The organism is Janthinobacterium sp. GW823-FHT03B06 (assembly GCF_058796955.1).
This window is the reverse complement of the sequence record NZ_JBXAJE010000010.1, coordinates 89,784-106,833: the sequence shown is the minus strand read 5'-3', so window position 1 is coordinate 106,833 and position 17,050 is coordinate 89,784. Positions and strand designations below refer to the sequence as shown.

Sequence of the window (17,050 nt, the reverse complement as noted above, 5' to 3'; positions counted from 1 at the left end):
TCAGGGCAAGGCGCAGCGCCGCAGGCAGTACGCTAGTACGGCCAGGCGCTGTAACGCCGCCATGGACGTTTTCTCGGCCACTCTTCAATCGTTGCGCATCTGCGCCTGCGATACGTTACTCTCAGGCGGCACGCTCTGCGTCAGCCACACATTCCCCCCGATAGTCGATCCCGCGCCGATGGTGATGCGCCCCAGCACGGTCGCGCCCGCGTAGATGACCACGTCGTCCTCGACGATGGGGTGACGCGGCGTTCCCTTGATCAGCGCGCCGGAAGCATCGGCGGGAAAACGCTTGGCGCCCAGGGTGACGGCCTGGTACAGGCGCACGCGCTGGCCGATGATGGCCGTCTCGCCGATCACCACGCCCGTGCCATGGTCGATGAAGAACGATGCGCCGATGCGCGCGCCCGGGTGGATGTCGATGCCCGTCAAGGTGTGCGCGATGTCGGCGATCAGGCGCGCCAGGAAAGGCGCGCCGAGCGCGTGCAGCTGGTGGGCCAGGCGGTGGTACAGAATGGCGATGGTGCCCGGATAGCACAGCATGATCTCGGCCACCGAGGTGGCGGCCGGGTCGCCCGCGTAGGCGGCCTGCACGTCCGACACCAGCAGGGCGCGGATGTCGGGCAGGCTGGCGGCGAACGCGCGCGTGATGTCGCGCGCCTGCTGCGCCAGCGCTGCGTCGTCGCTGGCGCCGTTCTGTTCATCGCCAGCTGGTATGGAAAATAGCAAGCCGCGCCGCACCTGCTCGCTGAGCCGGTTCAGGGTGGTGTTCAGCGTGTCGCCGACAAAATAGTCGATGCTTTCATCGGTCAGGTTGGGCCGCCCGTAATGCGTGGGGAACAGGGCCGCCGACAGGCCGTTGACGATGGTGGTGAGCGCTTCGCGCGACGGCAGTTCACGCACCCTGCCGTTATGGCGGATCTTGTGCTTGTCTTCGCGCGAGCTGCGCAGGGCCTGGATCACGGGTCCCAGGTTCCACTGGGCCGTGTCGTCGGCGGGCGCCGCGGGATAAATACTGTGCATGGCGTATCACTTCCAAAAAGCGGCCAACAAGCCGGGTCGCCCCAGCTTAACGGTGACGGCAAGCGGTGCAAACGAAGAATTCCAAGGTTTCATATGCGAAAAACGCATATGGATGGCAAACCGCCGCGGCGCCGGACCCGATTCCCGCCGCTAGCGTAAAATGACGGACTAACAAAAACACTCTTCCACATGACTAAATTATTAACCTGGATTTTGGCGGGCCTGGCGATGGTCGGACCGCTTGCAATTGACACCTATCTGCCGTCGTTCCCCGCCATCACGCAAGATTTCAATGCCAGCCCCCTGCTGGTGCAGCAGACCCTGAGCTTTTTCCTGTTCACGTTCGCCTTCATGATGCTGTTTTACGGCACCCTGTCCGATTCCTTCGGCCGCCGTCCCGTGATCCTCGTCTCGCTGGTGCTGTATGTGATCGCTTCCGTGGGCGCCGCGCTGGCGCCGTCGCTGGGCTGGCTGCTGGCCTGGCGCGTGCTGCAGGGCCTCTCGGCGGGCGCCGGTTCCGTGATCGGCCGCGCCATCGTGCAAGACCGCTATTCCGGCGCCGCCGCGCAGAAAATCCTCTCGCACATCATGATGGTGTTCGCACTGGCGCCGGCCATCGCGCCCGTGCTGGGCGGCTGGCTGCAGGTCAGCCTGGGCTGGCGGGCGATTTTCTGGTTCCTCACGGCCTTCGGCGTGCTGATGTTCGTCGTCGTCTGGCGCGCGCTGCCGGAAAGCCTGCCGAAGGAGCAGCGCCACGCCTTCCACCTGGGCGACATCGCCGTCAATTACTGGAAAGTGCTGTGCCACCGCCAGTTCCTGCTGCTGTCGACGGCCATCGGCGCCGCCTTTGGCGGCTTCGCCCTGTACATCGGTTCGGCCGCCTACTTCATCATCAACATCCTGCATTTGCCGGAAACGGCCTTCGCCTGGCTGTTCATTCCCCTGATCAGCGGCATGGTGTTCGGTTCGGCCCTGTCGGCGAAAATCGCCCACCGCTACAGCCAGCGCCAGATGATCTGGGCCGGCTTCATCTTGATGCTGATCGCCGCGCTGGCCAACATCGGCTATAACTACTTCTTTGCCGCCGAAGTGCCGTGGGCCGTGCTGCCGCTGTTCTTCTACTCGTTCGCCCTGTCGATCGCCATGCCGCCGATGACCCTGATCGCCCTGAACCACTTCCCCAACAACAGCGGCCTGGCGTCGTCGATGCAATCGTTCATCCAGATGCTGCTGTTCGCGCTGGTGTCTGGCCTGGTGGCGCCGCTGCTGTTCGACAGCGCGCTGAACCTGGCGTATGGCGTGATGGCGGGGCTGCTGGTGAGTTTGGTTTGCTGGGTGTTTGCGCAGGGTAAAGCAGAAGCGTAGGTCGGATTAGGCACTGAGGGCCGTAATCCGACAACATTGTTGGCGGGTGACGTCGGATTACGCGCAAGCGCTAATCCGACCTACGACCGAAGCCGACCTACGGCCTGTTCGCGCTGGTGTCGGGACTGGTGGCGCCGCTGCTATTCGACAGCGCCCTGAACCTGGCGTATGGCGTGATGGCGGGACTGCTGGTGAGTTTGGTTTGCTGGGTGTTTGCGCAAGGGAAGGCAGAAGCGTAGGTCGGATTAGCGCAAAGCGCGTAATCCGACAACATTGTTGGCGAGTGACGTCGGATTACGCGCAAGCGCTAATCCGACCTACGGCCAAGATACAGCCACGGTTACGGCCACGGCGCAGGGGTGACGTCAACATATTGCGCCCCGCCCTGCTCCGGTTCCGCTTCATTGTTCAGCGATGGCTGGTTCAAGGAACCAGCCGACGAACGCAAGCTCAAGATTTCCTTGCGCGTCTCGACGAAGTCGGCGGAACTCAAGGGGTGCTGCTGGTCGGGCCAGTGGCTGACGGCCCATTCCTGCAAGGCTTCGAAGCGCCGCCACAGTTCGGCGATGAATTCGCGGCGCGCCTCTTCCTCCTGCTGCGGCGTCTTTTCGGCGCCTTCCCCGATATGTACTTGCATGGCTGCTCCCTGGCTGATCAATCGTCCTGCCAGCCTACACAGGGACCAGCCTATCGTCTGTTCGCGAACGAACAAAGAGCTTATTCAGGCATCTTGCGAAAGCCCACGGCCAGGCGGTTCCAGGTATTGATGGAGCCGATGGCCAGGGTCACGTTGACCATTTCCGCCGACGTCAATTGCTGCGCCAGCGCCGCATAGTCTTCGTCGGACGCATGATTTTGCGGCAGCAGGGTCAGCGCCTCCGTCCAGGCCAGCACGGCCCGCTCGCGCGGCGTGAAAAACGGCGTTTCGCGCCAGACGGAGACGGCATACAGGCGGCGCTCCGTTTCGCCCGCCTTGCGCGCGTCGCTCGTGTGCATGTCCACGCAAAAGGCGCAGCCATTGATTTGCGACGCGCGCAGGCGGATCAGCTCGAGCAGCGAATGTTCCACGCCCAGTTTGGCGATGGCCGCTTCCAGCGCATACATGGCCTTGACGGCGTCGGGCGAGGCTTGCGTGAAATCGAGTCGTTGCTGTGTCATGATGCATTCCTTGATAATGAGAGATGCATCATTGTAGAAGCGCAGGAAGTACGCGCGGCAGGCCAATCCCCCCGAAAAACAGCAGACCACCAACAGATACTCCATGGAATTACATATCCTGATCGACGGCACGCGCGACCTGGGCGGCCAGCTGTACCGCCAGCTCAGCGAAGCGATCCGCTCGGGCCGGCTGACGGATGGGCAGCAATTGCCGCCCTCGCGCCTGCTGGCCAGCCAGCTGGGCCTGTCGCGCAAGACGGTGTCCGACGTATATGAAAAGCTCGGCTATGAAAAGCTGCTGGTCGGCAAAGTGGGCGTGGGCAGCTTCGTGCAGACGCCGCATGCCTCGCCGCAGCGCCGCCATGCGAGCGCGCCGCTGGCCAGCGCGCAGCGCATCGCCCGCTGGGAAGCGACACCCACGCCCCTGCGCCGCGCCAGCCAGGAAACGCCGGCACGCTACGCCTTCATCGGCGGACGTGCCACGCCCGCGCATTTCCCGCAGGATGAATGGCGCGCCTGCATGCTGCATGCACTGCGCCAGGGCGGCCAGGCGCGCGGCCGCTATGGCCCAGTGGAAGGCTTGCCCGCCTTGCGCGCGGCGATCGCCGGCCATGCCGCCTTCAGCCGCGGCATCCATTGCACCGAGGAGCAAGTGCTCGTCACCAGCGGCGCGCAGCAAGCCTTGCACCTGCTCGCGCTGACCCTGCTCGAGCCGGGCGACACGGTTGCCGTGGAAGAACCCGGCTACCCTGTGGCGCGCGCCGTGTTCGCCAGCCAGGGCGCGCGCGTGGTGGGCGTCGAAGTGGACGAGGATGGGATCATCGTCGCGCAAATCCCGGACGGCACGCGGCTGATCTATGTCACGCCCGCCCATCAATTTCCGCTCGGCATGCCGATGAGCATGGCGCGCCGCCATGCCTTGCTGGAACGGGCGCAGCAGCTGGGCGCCATCATCATTGAGGACGATTACGACAGCGCTTTCCGCTACGAGGGCCGGCCCGAGGATGCGCTGCAAAGCATGGACCGCTACGGCATCGTCGCCCACGTGGGCAGCTTTTCCAAGATCATGCTGCCGGAATTGCGCCTGGGCTATGTCGTGCTGCCGCAAGCCATCGTGGCCGCCATGCAGACGGTGAAATACCTGAGCGATTGCCATACGGCCAGCCTGGGCCAGCATGCGCTGGCCAAGTTCATCGGCGATGGCCATTTGCTGCGCCATATCCGCCGCTGCCACGACATCTATGCGGGGCGGCGCGAGCGGCTGCAGCACTGGTTCAACGGCCCCTTGGCCCCATGGTTCCGCTTGGTGCCGGCCAGCGCCGGCTTCCACGTGGCGGCGCTGGCGCAGGCGCCGCTCGATATCGCCGAATTGCTGCGCCGCGCGCGCCTGGCCGATGTCAGCCTGTATGCGCTGGACAGCTTTTATCACGGCCCCGCCCGCCATGAAGGCCTGTTTCTCGGCTATGGCGCCATCGACAAGCTCGATATCGACACGGCGCTGGCCAGGGTGCTGGCGATCCTGCAAGAGATGGTGCCCCTGCCCCTCAGCGGGGTTGCCAACGATAGTGCCCCGTAATCGGATAGCTGAATAAAATATTTTCCTCGCGCGCGCCCTCGCCGATGTTGTGGATGATCAGCGGCACGCCGCCCCACGACTGCTTGTCGCTGACGATGCCGATGTGGGTCAGGTTGCGCGGCAGGCGCCAGGTGACGATGTCGCCCGCGCGGTAAGCGTTCGCTTCTTTGCTTGGCGGCAGGCTGGTGCCGTGGCGGGCAAAGTAGGTCCCCAGGTTCGGCACGCGCCGGTGATCGATATTGCGGTCCGGCCCCTTCATCTGCCAGCGTCCCTGCTGCTGGTACACCTGCCACGCCTTGCGCATGTCTTCGTGCACGAGCACCTGCAAATCCTGCCCAAGTTTACGGTAGGCACGCACGACCACGTCCGTGCACACGCCCCGCTCGAGCGGCACGTCGCCGCCCGGATAGGCGAGGCGTTCGTAGCGCGGGTCGTACTGCACGGTCACGCCCACCTGGCTGCGGGCGGCGGCGACGAGCGCTTGCGGGGTGGCAGGGGCTGCCGACGCCAGCATGGGCGCCAGGGCAAGCATCAGGAGGGAGAACACTTTGATTGGCATCAACGTCGGTGATCAGATGGAAATGCCAACTTTACCGCAGCGGCAAGGAAAATGGCGGACGCTAGGCGGCCAGCTGCGCCAGGTGGCCAGGAAAATCCACGGCCGGACCCGCCGCATTGACGGTGTCGAAATAATCATGCCAGCCCGTGGCGGCGATGCCGGCCAGCAAGGCATCGAGCGCCGCCTCGTCCGGGAAGCGCCAGACGGCATAGAATTGCTGGGCAGCCGCATGCAGCTTGCCGCCGTCGATGGCGCCCATGGCCAGCGCTTCGGCGCCGCTGCCCGACAAGGCGGCCATGCCAGCGCCCACTGTGGCGAAATACGCCTGGCGCGCGGCGCCGTCGAGGGCCAGCCAGGCCGGTTTCGGGCTATACAGTTCTAACAGGTAATGCATGTTTGTCCCCCAAAGAATCAAGTAAGTGAACGCTGTGCCCGCTTGCAGATGCGTGCCGTGGCGGCAGCGGGGCTGTCCAGCAGCCATTGCGCACACAGGCTGCGCACCCAGTCCGGCTGGCTCTTGGCCGCATCGTTGAGCCAGTTGGCCACGGAATCCTGCACGTAGACGGCCGGGTCGGCGCGCAAGGCTTGCAGCAGGGGCAAGGCCAGCTGCGGCTCTTCCTTTAGCCGGGCGATATGCGTGCACCACACACCGCGCGGGCGCAGCGCTTCGCAGGCAAAGCGGCGCACTCTTTCCGACGGGTCCGCCGTCCACGGCGCCAGCAGTGCGATGGCATCCAGCAAATGCGCGGCCAGCCGGGGCCGCAGCGCCAGCCAGGCCCATTCGCGCACGCCGAAATGGCCATCGTCGGCCAGCGGCCGCATGGCGGCCAGCTGCTGCGGCAAGGTCAAGCCCGCTTGGGCGGCGATGGCAAAGCAGGCCCAGCCCCGCACCGTGTCGGACGGGTGCGCTTGCAGCATCGCCAGGTCGGTGCCGGCATCGAGCAGCAATTGCGCCGCCAGCGCCATGCGCCCGGTGATGCCGGCGGCGGCCTGCGCGCGCATCCGCTCCAGGCGGGCCACACCGATAGCGGGCACGGCTGCAGCCAGCAGCTGGGCAAAATCGATGGCCAGCCCTTCCGTCAGGGTGGCGCTGGCCACCGTTCCCTGGTTCAGCAGGGCCAGGCGCGCGGGCGCGATGTCGGCGACGCCACGGCTCATGCAGCACCCTGCATTTCACCCTTATCCGTCTTGCGCCAGGCTTTTTCCAATAGTCCACTCAATAATTGCATTTCTTCCGGCGTGAAATCGGCAAACAGGCTGGCGATCCATTGCGCGTGCTCATCGACCAGGGTGGCAGCCGCCGCTGCTCCCTTGGCACTGAGGCGCACCAGCAGCTTGCGCCGGTCGACCTGGTCCGCGTGGCGCGCCAGGAAACCGTCGCGCTCCAGGCCGTCGAGCAAGCCCGTGATGGTGCCGCGCGTCACGCCGGCCCGCTCGGCCAGTGCGTGCGGCGAGAGCCCCTCGGGCACGTCGCGCAGCAGGGCCAGCAGCACAAACTTGCCTTCCGACAGGCTATACCGGCCCAGGCGCGTGGCGCAATCGCCATCGATGGCGGACGCCAGGCCCAGCACTTCAAAACACAGGCGCAGGCGTCCGACGGATGCCGGCATGTCGGGGCCAAGCGTGCGGCGCTGCACGTCACCGAGCAAGGCCGTGTATTTCTGTTCGAGTTTTATCATATGGCGCAATATAATATGGCGCCATACTAAATGTCAAATGGAAACCTGAACGGCTTTCCCTCGTGCCTAGAAACGCGCCTTGTCCCTCGCCCACGCGATGATGGCGTTGGCATCGATGGCACCGGGCTGGCGCGCCACTTCCACGCCGCGCAAAAACAGGGCCAGGGTGGGAATGCTGCGGATATTGAAACGGCTGCCCAGGTCCGGCGACGCTTCCGTATTCACCTTGACGACGCGAAACGCCGGTTCCAGGGTCCTGGCGGCTTGCACATAGAATGGCGCCATGCTGCGGCACGGGCCGCACCATGGCGCCCAGAAGTCCACCAGCACGGGAATGTCGCTGCGTTCGATATGCTTGAGGAAACGGGCGCTGGCCAGGTCCACGGGCTGGCCCGTGAATAGCTCCTTCTGGCACTTGCCGCACGTGGGCTGTTCCGTGAGCCGGGCCGCCGGCAGGCGGTTGACGGCGTCGCAATGGGGGCACACGATGTGCAGGGAGTCTGGCGTGGTCGATGTCATGGCATTCCTGGAAAGCGTAGCGTCAAGTTGACGGACATTTTACGGGGTATCGTGCGGCAGCGTCGGCTCGCTGGCGGCACATTTGCCAATACTCGCCTATAGTGCGCTGGAACGGCGCGCGTATTGCCCGGCCGGCCAAGGAGCAACATGCCTGATGTCGCAAACAACATGGAACTGAAGCACGCCGAACTCGCTGCCGCCCTGGCCTTGCAGCGCGCCGCCTGTCTGGCCCACCCCGCGCCGACCCTGGCCGAGCGCAAGCGCGACCTGCAAACCCTGCAGCGCTACCTGCGCGACCACAAACAAGCGCTGTGCGCGGCGATCAGCGCCGATTATGGCAACCGCTCCCACCACGAAACCTTGCTGGCGGAGATATTCCCCGCCATCGACGGCATCGATCACGTACTGAAAAAGTTGAAAAAGTGGATGACACCGCAGCGCCGCAGCGTGGACTGGCGCAATTTTCCGGGCGCCCGCAACCGCGTGCTGCCCCAGCCCTTGGGCGTGGTAGGCGTCATCGTGCCGTGGAATTTCCCCGTCAACCTGAGTCTGGTGCCCCTGACCTACATCTTTGCCGCCGGCAACCGCGCCATGGTCAAGATGAGCGAGAACTCGCGCCACCTGGCGCGGCTGCTGATGGAGACCATGCCCGCCTATTTCCCGCCGGAAAAGCTGCAGTTTGTTGACGAAACGGGCGGCGTGGGCATGGCGTTTTCGCAACTGCCGTTCGACCATCTGCTATTTACGGGTTCCGGCCAGACGGGCCGGGCCGTCATGGCGGCGGCCGCACGCAATCTGTGCCCCGTCACGCTGGAGTTGGGCGGCAAGGCGCCGGCCATCGTCTGCGCCGATTTCGACGTGCGCACGGCTGCCGAACGCATCCTGTTCGTCAAGTACCTGAATGCGGGGCAAATCTGCACCAGCGTCGACCACGCCTGGCTGCCCGAAGCCAGCATCGCCGCCTTCGTCGAGCATGCGCGCCGGATCGTGCCCACGCGCTACCCGCGGCTCGATACGCCCGACTACACCTCCATCATCGACGAGGCCGCCTTTGAGCGCCTGCTGCAGGCCCTGGATGAAGCGCGGGAACGGGGCGCGCAAGTGATTTCGCTGCTGCCGGGGCCAGCGTACGACCGGGCCACGCGCAAGATCGCGCCGCACATCGTGCTCGACGCGCCCGCAGATTGCCTGCTGCTGACGCGGGAAATCTTCGGCCCCATCCTGCCCCTGCGCGGCTATGCGAAGCTGGAGACCGTAGTCGCCAGCATCAACGGCGGGCCGCGCCCGCTGGCCATCTATCCGTTCAGCAACGACAAGCAGACCGTGCAGATGCTGATCGACACGGTAATGTCGGGCGGCGTGTCCGTCAACGACGCGCTGTTCCACGTGGGCCAGCATGATCTGCCCTTCGGCGGCGTGGGCGAGTCCGGCATGGGCCACTACCACGGCGTCGAAGGTTTTCACACTTTCAGCAAGCTGCGGCCCGTGTTCTACCAGGCGCGCTACAGCCCTTTGACGCTGCTGCGGCCGCCTTACGGCAAGCTGGCCAGCCGTGTATTGAACTTCCTGACCCGCTGATTACAGGAACAGCGAGGCGGCGATGGCCCACATGACGAGGGCGATGATGCCGTCGAGCACGCGCCATGCCATGGGCTTGGCAAACACGGGCGCCAGGTAGCGGGCGCCAAAGCCCAGCAGGAAGAACCACAGGGCCGAAGCCATGATGGCGCCGCCGGCGAAGTAAAAGCGTCCCACGCCTTCATGCTGGCCGCCGATCGAGCCAAGCAGGATCACCGTATCGAGGAAGGCGTGCGGGTTCAGCAGGCTGAACGCCAGCGCCGCGCCGATCACGGCCCAATAGCCTTCGGGCGCCTTGGCGGCCGATACCGTCATGGCCGTCGGGCGCCAGGCCGACTTGGCCGCGCGCAAGCCGTAGGCGATCAGGAAGGTGGCGCCGCCCGCCTTGGCCCACAGCAGGAAATTAGGGTTGTCGGCAATGAAGGTGCCCATGCCCGCCACGCCGGCCGTGATCAGGATGGCGTCGCACAGCAAACATACAAGAATGCAGGTGAGCACGTAGTGACGCTTCAAGCCCTGCTTGAGCAAGAAGGCGTTTTGCGTGCCGATGGCCACGATCAGGCTCGCGCCGAGCCCCATGCCTTTCAAGAAAATTGCGCTGTCCATATCGATTCCTTTCCATTGCTTTCCATCACGCGCACGGCCGCCCACGCTCTGCCGGCAACGGCAAAGTCATCAGAGGTAGGTGGAGGGTGGTGCGGAACCTGGGGGACCGCGCGGGAGAGTGGAGTTGTTACCCTATTTCAACAGTGTAAAGAAAAAGTAAATATAAGTATAATGAATGATTCTAACCATATATAAGAGAAACTTATGCGCGTCGTCGATTACCGTGGATTGGCAGCCCTCGACGCCGTGATCGGCCTGGGCAGCTTTGAAAAGGCCGCGCAGGCGCTGGCGATCAGCCAGCCGGCCGTGTCGCAGCGCATCCGCACCCTGGAAAACCTGGAAGGCACGTTATTGATCATCCGCAGCCACCCGCCCCTGCCGACGGAAGCGGGCCAGCGCCTGATCGCCCACTACCGGCAAGTCAAGCTGCTCGAAGCGGCGCTCGACGCCCAGCCCGGCCCCACGACGCAATTGCCGGCGTTGGCCATCGCCGTCAATGCCGACAGCGCCGCCACGTGGATACCGGAAGCGCTGGGGCCGCTGCTGTCGCCGCCGTCCTGCCTGCTCGATATCCGCCTCGACGACCAGGACCATACCTTGAGCCAGCTGCGCGAAGGACGCGTGTTTGCCTGCGTCACCAGCGCCAACGACCTGGTGGCGGGCACCACGGCCACGCCGCTGGGCGGCATGCGCTATCTGTGCGTGGCGTCCCCCGCATTCGCGCAGCAGTGGTTTCCCCATGGTTTTACGGTGGAAGCCGTCAGCCAGGCGCCCGCCATCACCTTTGGCAGCAAGGATGCGCTGCACGAGCGCTACCTGCAGCACCGCCTCGGCTACACGGGCCGCTATCCGCACCATGTGCTCGGTTCGGCGCGCGACTTCGTACGCTTCATCGAAGCGGGCTATGCTTATGGCATGGTGCCCTTGCTGCAGGCGGAAACGGCGCTGGCCGCCGGCAGGCTGGTCGACGTGGCGGCCGGGCAGGCGCTCGACGTGCCCCTGACCTGGCATGCCTGGGATATCCAGACCCCCCTCACGCGCACCCTGTCGGACGCCGTCATCGCCACGGCGCGCAAATGGCTGTTACAGGATTGATTGACGCATGCAACATTTATCTATACCAAACAGCAACTTCCCCGTGTGCACCCTGCCCAGCCTGGCCTACACTGCAAGCATCCACCATCACCATCGGGAGCCCGCATGACGATCCTGCGCACCACCCTGCTCGGTTTGCTGGCGGCCATCCCGCTCGCTGCCGGCCTGGCTGCCTGCTCGCCCTTGACCGCCATCAATGCCTTGTCATCCGGCAGCACGTCGCGCGTGACGCGCGGCCTGGCCTACGGCCCCCTGCCACGGCAGAAACTCGATGTGTACGCGCCCAAGACCCGCACGGGACCCGTGCCCGTGGTCGTGTTCTTTTATGGCGGCAACTGGACGACGGGCGAGCGCGCCGACTATGCCTTCGTCGGCCACGCGCTCGCGGCGCGCGGCTACCTGGCCGTGATCGCCGACTACCGGCTGTATCCGGACGTGCACTACCCCGAGATATTGCAGGATGCGGCCCGCGCCGTGGCCTGGGCCGCGATGGAATCGAGCCGCCATGGCGGCGACCCGACGCGTTTGTTTGTCATGGGCCATAGCGCCGGCGCCTACAATGCGGCCATGCTGGCGCTCGACGCCAGCCTGCTGGCGCGCCATGGCATGCGTCCGCACGACTTGCGGGGCTGGATAGGCCTGGCCGGCCCTTATGATTTCTTGCCGATCGAAAACACCATCACCCGGCCCGTGTTCTTTTACCCGGACACGCCCGCCGCTTCGCAGCCCATCCATCACGTGACGGCCGACGCCCCGCCCGCCCTGCTGATCGCTCCAAAGCCCGGCAAGGACAAGCTGGTCGATCCACAACGCAACACAGGCGGCCTGGCCAACGCCTTGCGCGCGCTGCACCGGTCCGTGACGGAAACCTATTTCGACCATGTGGGCCACGCCACCCTGGTCGCCACGCTGGCCGCCCCGTTGCGCAGGCTGGCGCCCACGCTGGACGCCGTCAGCGCCTTCATCGATGCGAACAGTGGCGCCGGCAACGCGGTCTCGTCAGCGGTCTTGCCCGCAGTCGCGTCAGATACCGGCTCGCCGGCAGGGCCAGCCTTGCCGCCCCGCTCACCTGGCTCAGGCACGTCAGCCCCGGAGCTGCACGCATACGACAAAACGCCCGCCCCGTGAAGGACGGGCGCTCTGCCCAAACCAATACGCACAATGCCGCGTGCCGGCTGGCCGCATAGCAAGGCTCGGCCCTCGCGATGCGGCTCAGCTGCAAGCAGCTTCGTACTTACTCTTTACGGCTGGCGCTGCTGCTCTTGCTTTGAGCGGAGCCCGCTTGCGATGCGCTGCCGCTGGCCGAGCTTTCGCTGCCTGACGACTGCTGGCTGCCCTGGTGGCTGGCGCTTTGCAGGCTTTGACCGTCACGGCTTTGCGCACCGCGCTGCTGGTCGCGGTTAGCGCCGTTTTGCTGATAGGCCTGGAACGGTTCGGCCATGCGCTGCATCGCTTCCTGCTGCTTGCGCACGTTTTTCTCCGTTTCTTCCGAAGCGGTGCGGGCCACTTCTTCAGCCAGTGCCTTGGCGGTACGGCTCGTTTCATTCACATGACGCTCTGCCACATTGGCCAGTTCGACCTGCGTATCGGCAGCCAGGCGCGACACCTGTTGCTGATACTTGCGCAGTTGCTCGGCGGCTGGCTGGCCCGAGGCGGCGGCCACCTGGAATACATCTTCGGCGCGCTCGACCGTCAACAGGTTCTGGCTGGTGACCGTGCTTTCTTCCAGCAAGCCTTGCGCCAGTTGCATGTTCAGGTCACTGAAATGCTGCATCGATTGAAACAGCGACTTCGACAGGCCATTGAAGAAAGCCAGCTGCGCTTCCAGGTGATTTTTGGCGGCGGGGGTAACACTACGGGAATATGGATACATGGAGTTCCTCATTAATAGCGGTTGGGTGGACATAAACAGATGGCGATACCACCGGCTGTCGAACGGTGAGACAGACAGCCGGGCTACGCCACGAACGCGAAAAAACATATCCGATTGGTGGGAAGATGCTTTGCAACGCGAGTCCCAAGGCTACGTGAGCACCGCAGGTGAGGCATGATCTGGATCAAAGGTGCGCTAGGCTGCGCAAAAAGTTTGGGCTGGACGGCTTGCTCTTGGCAAACGTCAGTAACGGAAAGGGAAATCTGTGTCAGGCAAGCTCAGCCAGCGGCGCCCGTGCCCGGCACGACGGGCTTGTAGCCATGGCTGCGCAGCGACGCTTCCAGCCAGCGGTTGCCGTACCAGCCGCGCGCCAGCAGGTAACTGAGTTCCGCGCCGGCCATCAGCAGCATCATCGGGCCGATGCGCATTTCGGTGGCGAGATGGCTGCCAAACCACAGGCACGCATCCATTGCCAACATGAGCAGCACCAGCCACCAGCGGCGCTTGGCGACGGCCCAGAACGAGCCCAGGAACAGGGCCGGCCAGGAGAAACCCGCTTTGACGTAGGCATAGCGGCCGGCATCATCGGCAAACAAGGTGGCGCTGTGCTTCATGCTGCTCTCTTCAGGGAATGCCCGGCATCAAGGCTCGGGACGGTGGCAGACGGCTTCGACATTGTGGCCATCGGGCCCCAGCACGAAAGCGCCATAGTAATTCGGGTGATAGATGGCGCGGATGCCGGGCGCGCCATTATCTTTGCCGCCCGCGTCCAGCGCGGCCTTGTAGAACGCGTCCACCTGGGCGCGGTTGTCGGCCGCGAAGGCGAGATGCATGCCGGCATGCGCCGCGCCGCCCACGCCGAACCAGAAATCGGGCTTGCCATCCTTGCCCATGCCAACCCAGCCCTGCTCTTCCATCACCACCGAGACGCCCAGAGGCGCCAGGGCGGCGGAAAAGAAAGCCTTGCTGGCCTGTGCATCGCTGACAGTCAAACCAATGTGATCAAGAATCATGATGGCGCTCCTTGCAGGTAGTGGAAAAGGAAGCGCAGTATGCGCCAGCATTGCCTTTTAAGCAAGCAAAGCTACAAATCCTGCGCGTAGCGGGCAAGCATCTGCTCCTGTGTTTCCAGCGGGCCAATACTTCCCGTCTGGTCCCCGATCATCCGGCCCATCGTCGGCAAGACGGAGCGTTCGACCTGGGCCGTGCTATCCCACAGGCGCGCACGCATCAGGGCCTTGGCGCAGTGCAGATAAGCTTCGGCCACGCGCAGGCGCATGAGCAGGCGCGGCGGGTTGCGCTCGCCGGCAAAATATGCCAGCAGCGCCGCATCGTCGCTGAGGCTGGCCTCGCCATTCACGCGCAAGGTTTCATCGACGCCGGGAATCATGAACAGCAGTCCCGCCCTGCCCGTCTCGGCAATATTGCTGAAACTGTCCAGGCGGTTATTGCCCTTGGCATCGGGCAGCAGCAGAGTATGGGCATCGAGCACGTGCACGAAACCGGGCGCGCCGCCGCGCGGCGAGGCGTCGAGCTGGCCGCCAGCCCCGCCCGTGGCCAGCACGGCGAACGGCGACAGCCCGATGAAGGCGATGCAATGCGGGTCGAGGTGGTCGAGCTGCTTGCTCAGCGCCCGCCCCTGCGCGGGCGGATAATGCGCGCGCAGTTGCTCCAGCGAATCGATTTCCATGCGCCCCCCGCTTAGCGCAGATTGCCCGTATGGCCCAGCGAATAGCGGCCCGGCTGCGGCCAGACGGTCAGACCGTGCGGTTCCTGGCCGACTTTCACTTTGGACACGTCGCCGCTGTTCGTATCGATGCGGTACACCACGTCGTCGAAACGGCCGGACAGCCACAGATACTTGCCGTCGGCGCTCACATTGCCCATGTCGGGGCTGCCGCCGCCGGGAATCGGCCAGTTCGACACGACTTTTTCCGTGGCGAAATCGATCACGCTGACGCTGCCCTTACCCTTCGGCTTGCCGTGGATGCGGTGCGTGCCGCGGTTGGCCACGTACAGCTTTTTACCATCGCGGCTCGGGTACAGGCCGTGCGCACCCACGCCCGTCTGGATGAAGCCGATTTCCTTCAGGGTGGCGCCATCGACGATGTGCACGCCGTCGGCGTCCATGTCGGCGATAAAGAATTTCTTGCCGTCCGGCGAGATGCGTATGTCTTGCGGCATGCCTTTCTTGACGCTGCAGATTTCATTCGCGGGGCCGCCCACGGGGCCGGACTCGGCAAAGCGCTTGGCCGGCATCTGCAATTTCAGGTAACCGTCGACCTTGCGGCCCACCAGGTCGATCTTGGCGATGGTGCCGTCGAATTCGCAGGTGAACATGGCGTAGCGGCCATCGTTCGAAAAATCCGCATGGTTGATGCCGCCGCACTGGGGCGTATCGATCGAATACTGCACCGCCATGGTTTTCGGATCGCGGAAATCGAGACGGTGGCGCGCTTCGGCCACGACGATGGCCGACTTGCCGTCCGGCGTGAAATACATATTGTAGGGATCATCGACGGGCACTTCCTTGCCCGGCTTGCCCGTCAAGGGGTCAACCGGCGTCAGGCTGCCCTTGTCCGTGCGCTCGGCATTGTTCGCCACCCACAGTGTGCGCAAGTCCCACGACGGCACCACGTGCTGCGGGCCGCTGCCGACCTTGAACTTGTCGACCACTTTCAGGCTGTCCTGGTCGATCACGTAGACGTCGTTCGAGCGCAGGTTCGGCACATAGACGCGGCGCAAGTGATCCTTGACGACGGGGCTCATATTGCTGCTGGCGATGCTGCCGTACACGTTTTTCGGGTCCACCAGCGGCGGCATGCCCGGCAGCGGCGAATAGGTTGCCGCCGGCGCCGCGGCGACAGCGGCCGGGGCCGGCGTGCTGGCGCCGATGACCTGGCTGGCCACGCCCAGGCCGGCCAGTGCGGCAGCCAGGGCGGACAAGGTGACGATGGTGCGTCGTTGAGATTTTTTCATGTTTTTTCGCGTCGTTTCGTTGCAAAAGCCGGAAGTTCAGCACTTCCAGCGGAAGATTTACTTATTTCGTTGCAGCAATTGCTTGATGGCGGCCACCGAGGTGTCCACCTGCAGCTTGATACCGATCTGGCCCAGCTCCTTTGTTGCCCGCGTCGCGTCGCCGCGCACGCCGTCCGCCACGCCGGGCTTCGGTCCGTGCGCCATGGCCTCGCTGCGCACGAGCGACGGGTCCGTCGCCAGCATCAAGGCCGCGTCCGCCAAGCCCGCATGCAGGCCGATCTCGGCGCTGCTGTGGCCGCGCTTCTGCAGTTCGGCAATATAGGCCGATTGCGTGATGTCATAGTAATCGAGCAAGGCGTAGGCGCGCGCTTCCTTGCCCGCAGGTGTCTTGCCCCAGGCGCGGTTGAGTTTATTCGCCACGTTTTGCTCGTTCTTCTGGTAACCACCGTGATCGCCAAGGAAAATGATGTCGCGGAAGCCATGCTGACGCAGGCTGGCGGCGGCCCCTTCCAGAACGGCCTCGAAGGCGGCCGGCGGTATCGAAATCGTGCCGGCAAAGCGCATATGGCCGGCCGGCGGCGAAATCGCGCCTTCCGGCACGTAGGAAACGACGGGGGCGACGACGGTGTTACCCAGCTGCTGTGCGATCTGGCGCGCCAGCAAGCCGGCGCGCACATTGTGCTTGCCCAGCGCAATATACGGCCCGCTCTGCTCGACGCCGCCGATCGGCACGAGCACGGTGGTGGCGCCGTGGTCGATACGGCTGCGCAACTCCGTGCTGGTCAGTTCTTCCAGCATGACGCTGCTGCTGGCAGGCGCGGCCGCCATGACGGGCGCCGTGCCCAGCAGAGACGACAGCGTCAGGGCGAACAGGGAAACAAGGGGCTTGCGTGAAATACGGAGCGTGGATGGCGCACACGGCGCCGTTCGCTGGGGGAACTGCAGAGTCATAAGCCAACATCTTTCCGAGGTCAAAGGCGCCGTGCCCGGCCTTGCCAGGCAAGCTGGCTGCCACGCAGGAATTGTATTCCATCATGACA

20 protein-coding genes are annotated in these 17,050 nt (G+C 64.6%); 5 read left to right on the top strand and 15 right to left on the bottom strand.

Annotation, left to right across the window (positions count from 1 at the left end; genetic code table 11):
• Positions 1-84: 84 nt before the first annotated feature.
• Complete coding sequence (gene epsC, locus AC1RBA_RS25395; protein ID WP_492420120.1) at positions 85-1,023, bottom strand: serine O-acetyltransferase EpsC; 939 nt, start codon at positions 1,021-1,023, stop codon at positions 85-87.
• A gap of 189 nt (positions 1,024-1,212) precedes the next feature.
• Between epsC and AC1RBA_RS25390 the strand changes: the two genes are divergently transcribed.
• The gene (locus tag AC1RBA_RS25390) at positions 1,213-2,388 is read left to right on the top strand and encodes a multidrug effflux MFS transporter (RefSeq protein WP_492420118.1); all 1,176 of its coding nucleotides are present in this window, start codon (positions 1,213-1,215) and stop codon (positions 2,386-2,388) included.
• A gap of 340 nt (positions 2,389-2,728) precedes the next feature.
• On the opposite strand, the gene AC1RBA_RS25385 is transcribed toward AC1RBA_RS25390, so the two are convergent.
• Together AC1RBA_RS25385 and AC1RBA_RS25380 are read right to left on the bottom strand one after the other, a co-directional pair.
• Positions 2,729-3,025, bottom strand: a complete 297-nt coding sequence (locus AC1RBA_RS25385; protein WP_492420116.1) for a hypothetical protein — start codon at positions 3,023-3,025, stop codon at positions 2,729-2,731.
• Positions 3,026-3,105: 80 nt separating this feature from the next.
• Positions 3,106-3,546 (bottom strand): carboxymuconolactone decarboxylase family protein, encoded by a 441-nt coding sequence (locus AC1RBA_RS25380; RefSeq protein ID WP_121671016.1) that lies wholly within the window; start codon positions 3,544-3,546, stop codon positions 3,106-3,108.
• A 103-nt stretch (positions 3,547-3,649) separates the two neighbouring features.
• On the opposite strand from AC1RBA_RS25380, the gene pdxR reads away from it, so the two are divergent.
• Positions 3,650-5,122: a MocR-like pyridoxine biosynthesis transcription factor PdxR gene (gene pdxR, locus AC1RBA_RS25375; protein ID WP_492420114.1), complete on the top strand. Its 1,473-nt coding sequence runs from the start codon at positions 3,650-3,652 to the stop codon at positions 5,120-5,122.
• Here pdxR and AC1RBA_RS25370 read toward each other — a convergent pair.
• From AC1RBA_RS25370 to trxC, 5 genes are all read right to left on the bottom strand, one after another.
• The gene (locus AC1RBA_RS25370) at positions 5,091-5,681 is read right to left on the bottom strand and encodes a DUF1287 domain-containing protein (RefSeq protein WP_492420112.1); all 591 of its coding nucleotides are present in this window, start codon (positions 5,679-5,681) and stop codon (positions 5,091-5,093) included. The two genes, pdxR and AC1RBA_RS25370, sit on opposite strands and share 32 nt — an antisense overlap.
• 61 nt (positions 5,682-5,742) lie before the next feature.
• Entirely contained in the window at positions 5,743-6,075 is a 333-nt protein-coding gene (locus AC1RBA_RS25365; protein WP_492420110.1) for a DUF6616 family protein, read from the bottom strand.
• 17 nt (positions 6,076-6,092) lie between these two features.
• On the bottom strand, positions 6,093-6,839 hold the full coding sequence (locus tag AC1RBA_RS25360; protein ID WP_492420108.1) for a HEAT repeat domain-containing protein: 747 nt from the start codon (positions 6,837-6,839) through the stop codon (positions 6,093-6,095).
• A complete protein-coding gene (locus AC1RBA_RS25355) occupies positions 6,836-7,357 on the bottom strand; it encodes a MarR family winged helix-turn-helix transcriptional regulator (RefSeq protein WP_492420201.1) in 522 nt (173 codons plus the stop codon). Before AC1RBA_RS25355 ends, AC1RBA_RS25360 begins: the two co-directional genes overlap by 4 nt.
• Before the next feature lie 69 nt (positions 7,358-7,426).
• Positions 7,427-7,879 (bottom strand): thioredoxin TrxC, encoded by a 453-nt coding sequence (gene trxC, locus AC1RBA_RS25350; RefSeq protein ID WP_070218257.1) that lies wholly within the window; start codon positions 7,877-7,879, stop codon positions 7,427-7,429.
• A 147-nt stretch (positions 7,880-8,026) separates the two neighbouring features.
• Between trxC and AC1RBA_RS25345 the strand changes: the two genes are divergently transcribed.
• Complete coding sequence (locus AC1RBA_RS25345) at positions 8,027-9,457, top strand: coniferyl aldehyde dehydrogenase (protein ID WP_492420106.1); 1,431 nt, start codon at positions 8,027-8,029, stop codon at positions 9,455-9,457.
• Here the strand turns inward: AC1RBA_RS25345 and AC1RBA_RS25340 are convergent, their stop codons facing one another.
• Complete coding sequence (locus tag AC1RBA_RS25340) at positions 9,458-10,063, bottom strand: LysE/ArgO family amino acid transporter (RefSeq protein ID WP_070312363.1); 606 nt, start codon at positions 10,061-10,063, stop codon at positions 9,458-9,460.
• A gap of 204 nt (positions 10,064-10,267) precedes the next feature.
• On the opposite strand from AC1RBA_RS25340, the gene AC1RBA_RS25335 reads away from it, so the two are divergent.
• Together AC1RBA_RS25335 and AC1RBA_RS25330 are read left to right on the top strand one after the other, a co-directional pair.
• The gene (locus AC1RBA_RS25335) at positions 10,268-11,158 is read left to right on the top strand and encodes a LysR family transcriptional regulator ArgP (RefSeq protein ID WP_035817600.1); all 891 of its coding nucleotides are present in this window, start codon (positions 10,268-10,270) and stop codon (positions 11,156-11,158) included.
• 105 nt (positions 11,159-11,263) lie between these two features.
• Entirely contained in the window at positions 11,264-12,286 is a 1,023-nt protein-coding gene (locus AC1RBA_RS25330) for an alpha/beta hydrolase (protein WP_492420104.1), read from the top strand.
• A gap of 106 nt (positions 12,287-12,392) precedes the next feature.
• On the opposite strand, the gene AC1RBA_RS25325 is transcribed toward AC1RBA_RS25330, so the two are convergent.
• The 6 genes from AC1RBA_RS25325 to AC1RBA_RS25300 all read right to left on the bottom strand — a co-directional run bounded on the left by AC1RBA_RS25325 (position 12,393) and on the right by AC1RBA_RS25300 (position 16,961).
• The gene (locus tag AC1RBA_RS25325; RefSeq protein WP_070218260.1) at positions 12,393-13,031 is read right to left on the bottom strand and encodes a phasin family protein; all 639 of its coding nucleotides are present in this window, start codon (positions 13,029-13,031) and stop codon (positions 12,393-12,395) included.
• A 278-nt stretch (positions 13,032-13,309) separates the two neighbouring features.
• Positions 13,310-13,645, bottom strand: a complete 336-nt coding sequence (locus AC1RBA_RS25320; protein ID WP_070312362.1) for a hypothetical protein — start codon at positions 13,643-13,645, stop codon at positions 13,310-13,312.
• A gap of 27 nt (positions 13,646-13,672) precedes the next feature.
• Positions 13,673-14,044: a VOC family protein gene (locus AC1RBA_RS25315; RefSeq protein ID WP_218069324.1), complete on the bottom strand. Its 372-nt coding sequence runs from the start codon at positions 14,042-14,044 to the stop codon at positions 13,673-13,675.
• Positions 14,045-14,115: 71 nt separating this feature from the next.
• On the bottom strand, positions 14,116-14,721 hold the full coding sequence (locus AC1RBA_RS25310; RefSeq protein ID WP_492420101.1) for a pyridoxamine 5'-phosphate oxidase family protein: 606 nt from the start codon (positions 14,719-14,721) through the stop codon (positions 14,116-14,118).
• An 11-nt stretch (positions 14,722-14,732) separates the two neighbouring features.
• A complete protein-coding gene (locus tag AC1RBA_RS25305) occupies positions 14,733-16,010 on the bottom strand; it encodes a YncE family protein (RefSeq protein ID WP_099408714.1) in 1,278 nt (425 codons plus the stop codon).
• Positions 16,011-16,067: 57 nt separating this feature from the next.
• On the bottom strand, positions 16,068-16,961 hold the full coding sequence (locus tag AC1RBA_RS25300; RefSeq protein ID WP_492420099.1) for a creatininase family protein: 894 nt from the start codon (positions 16,959-16,961) through the stop codon (positions 16,068-16,070).
• Positions 16,962-17,050 lie beyond the last annotated feature (89 nt).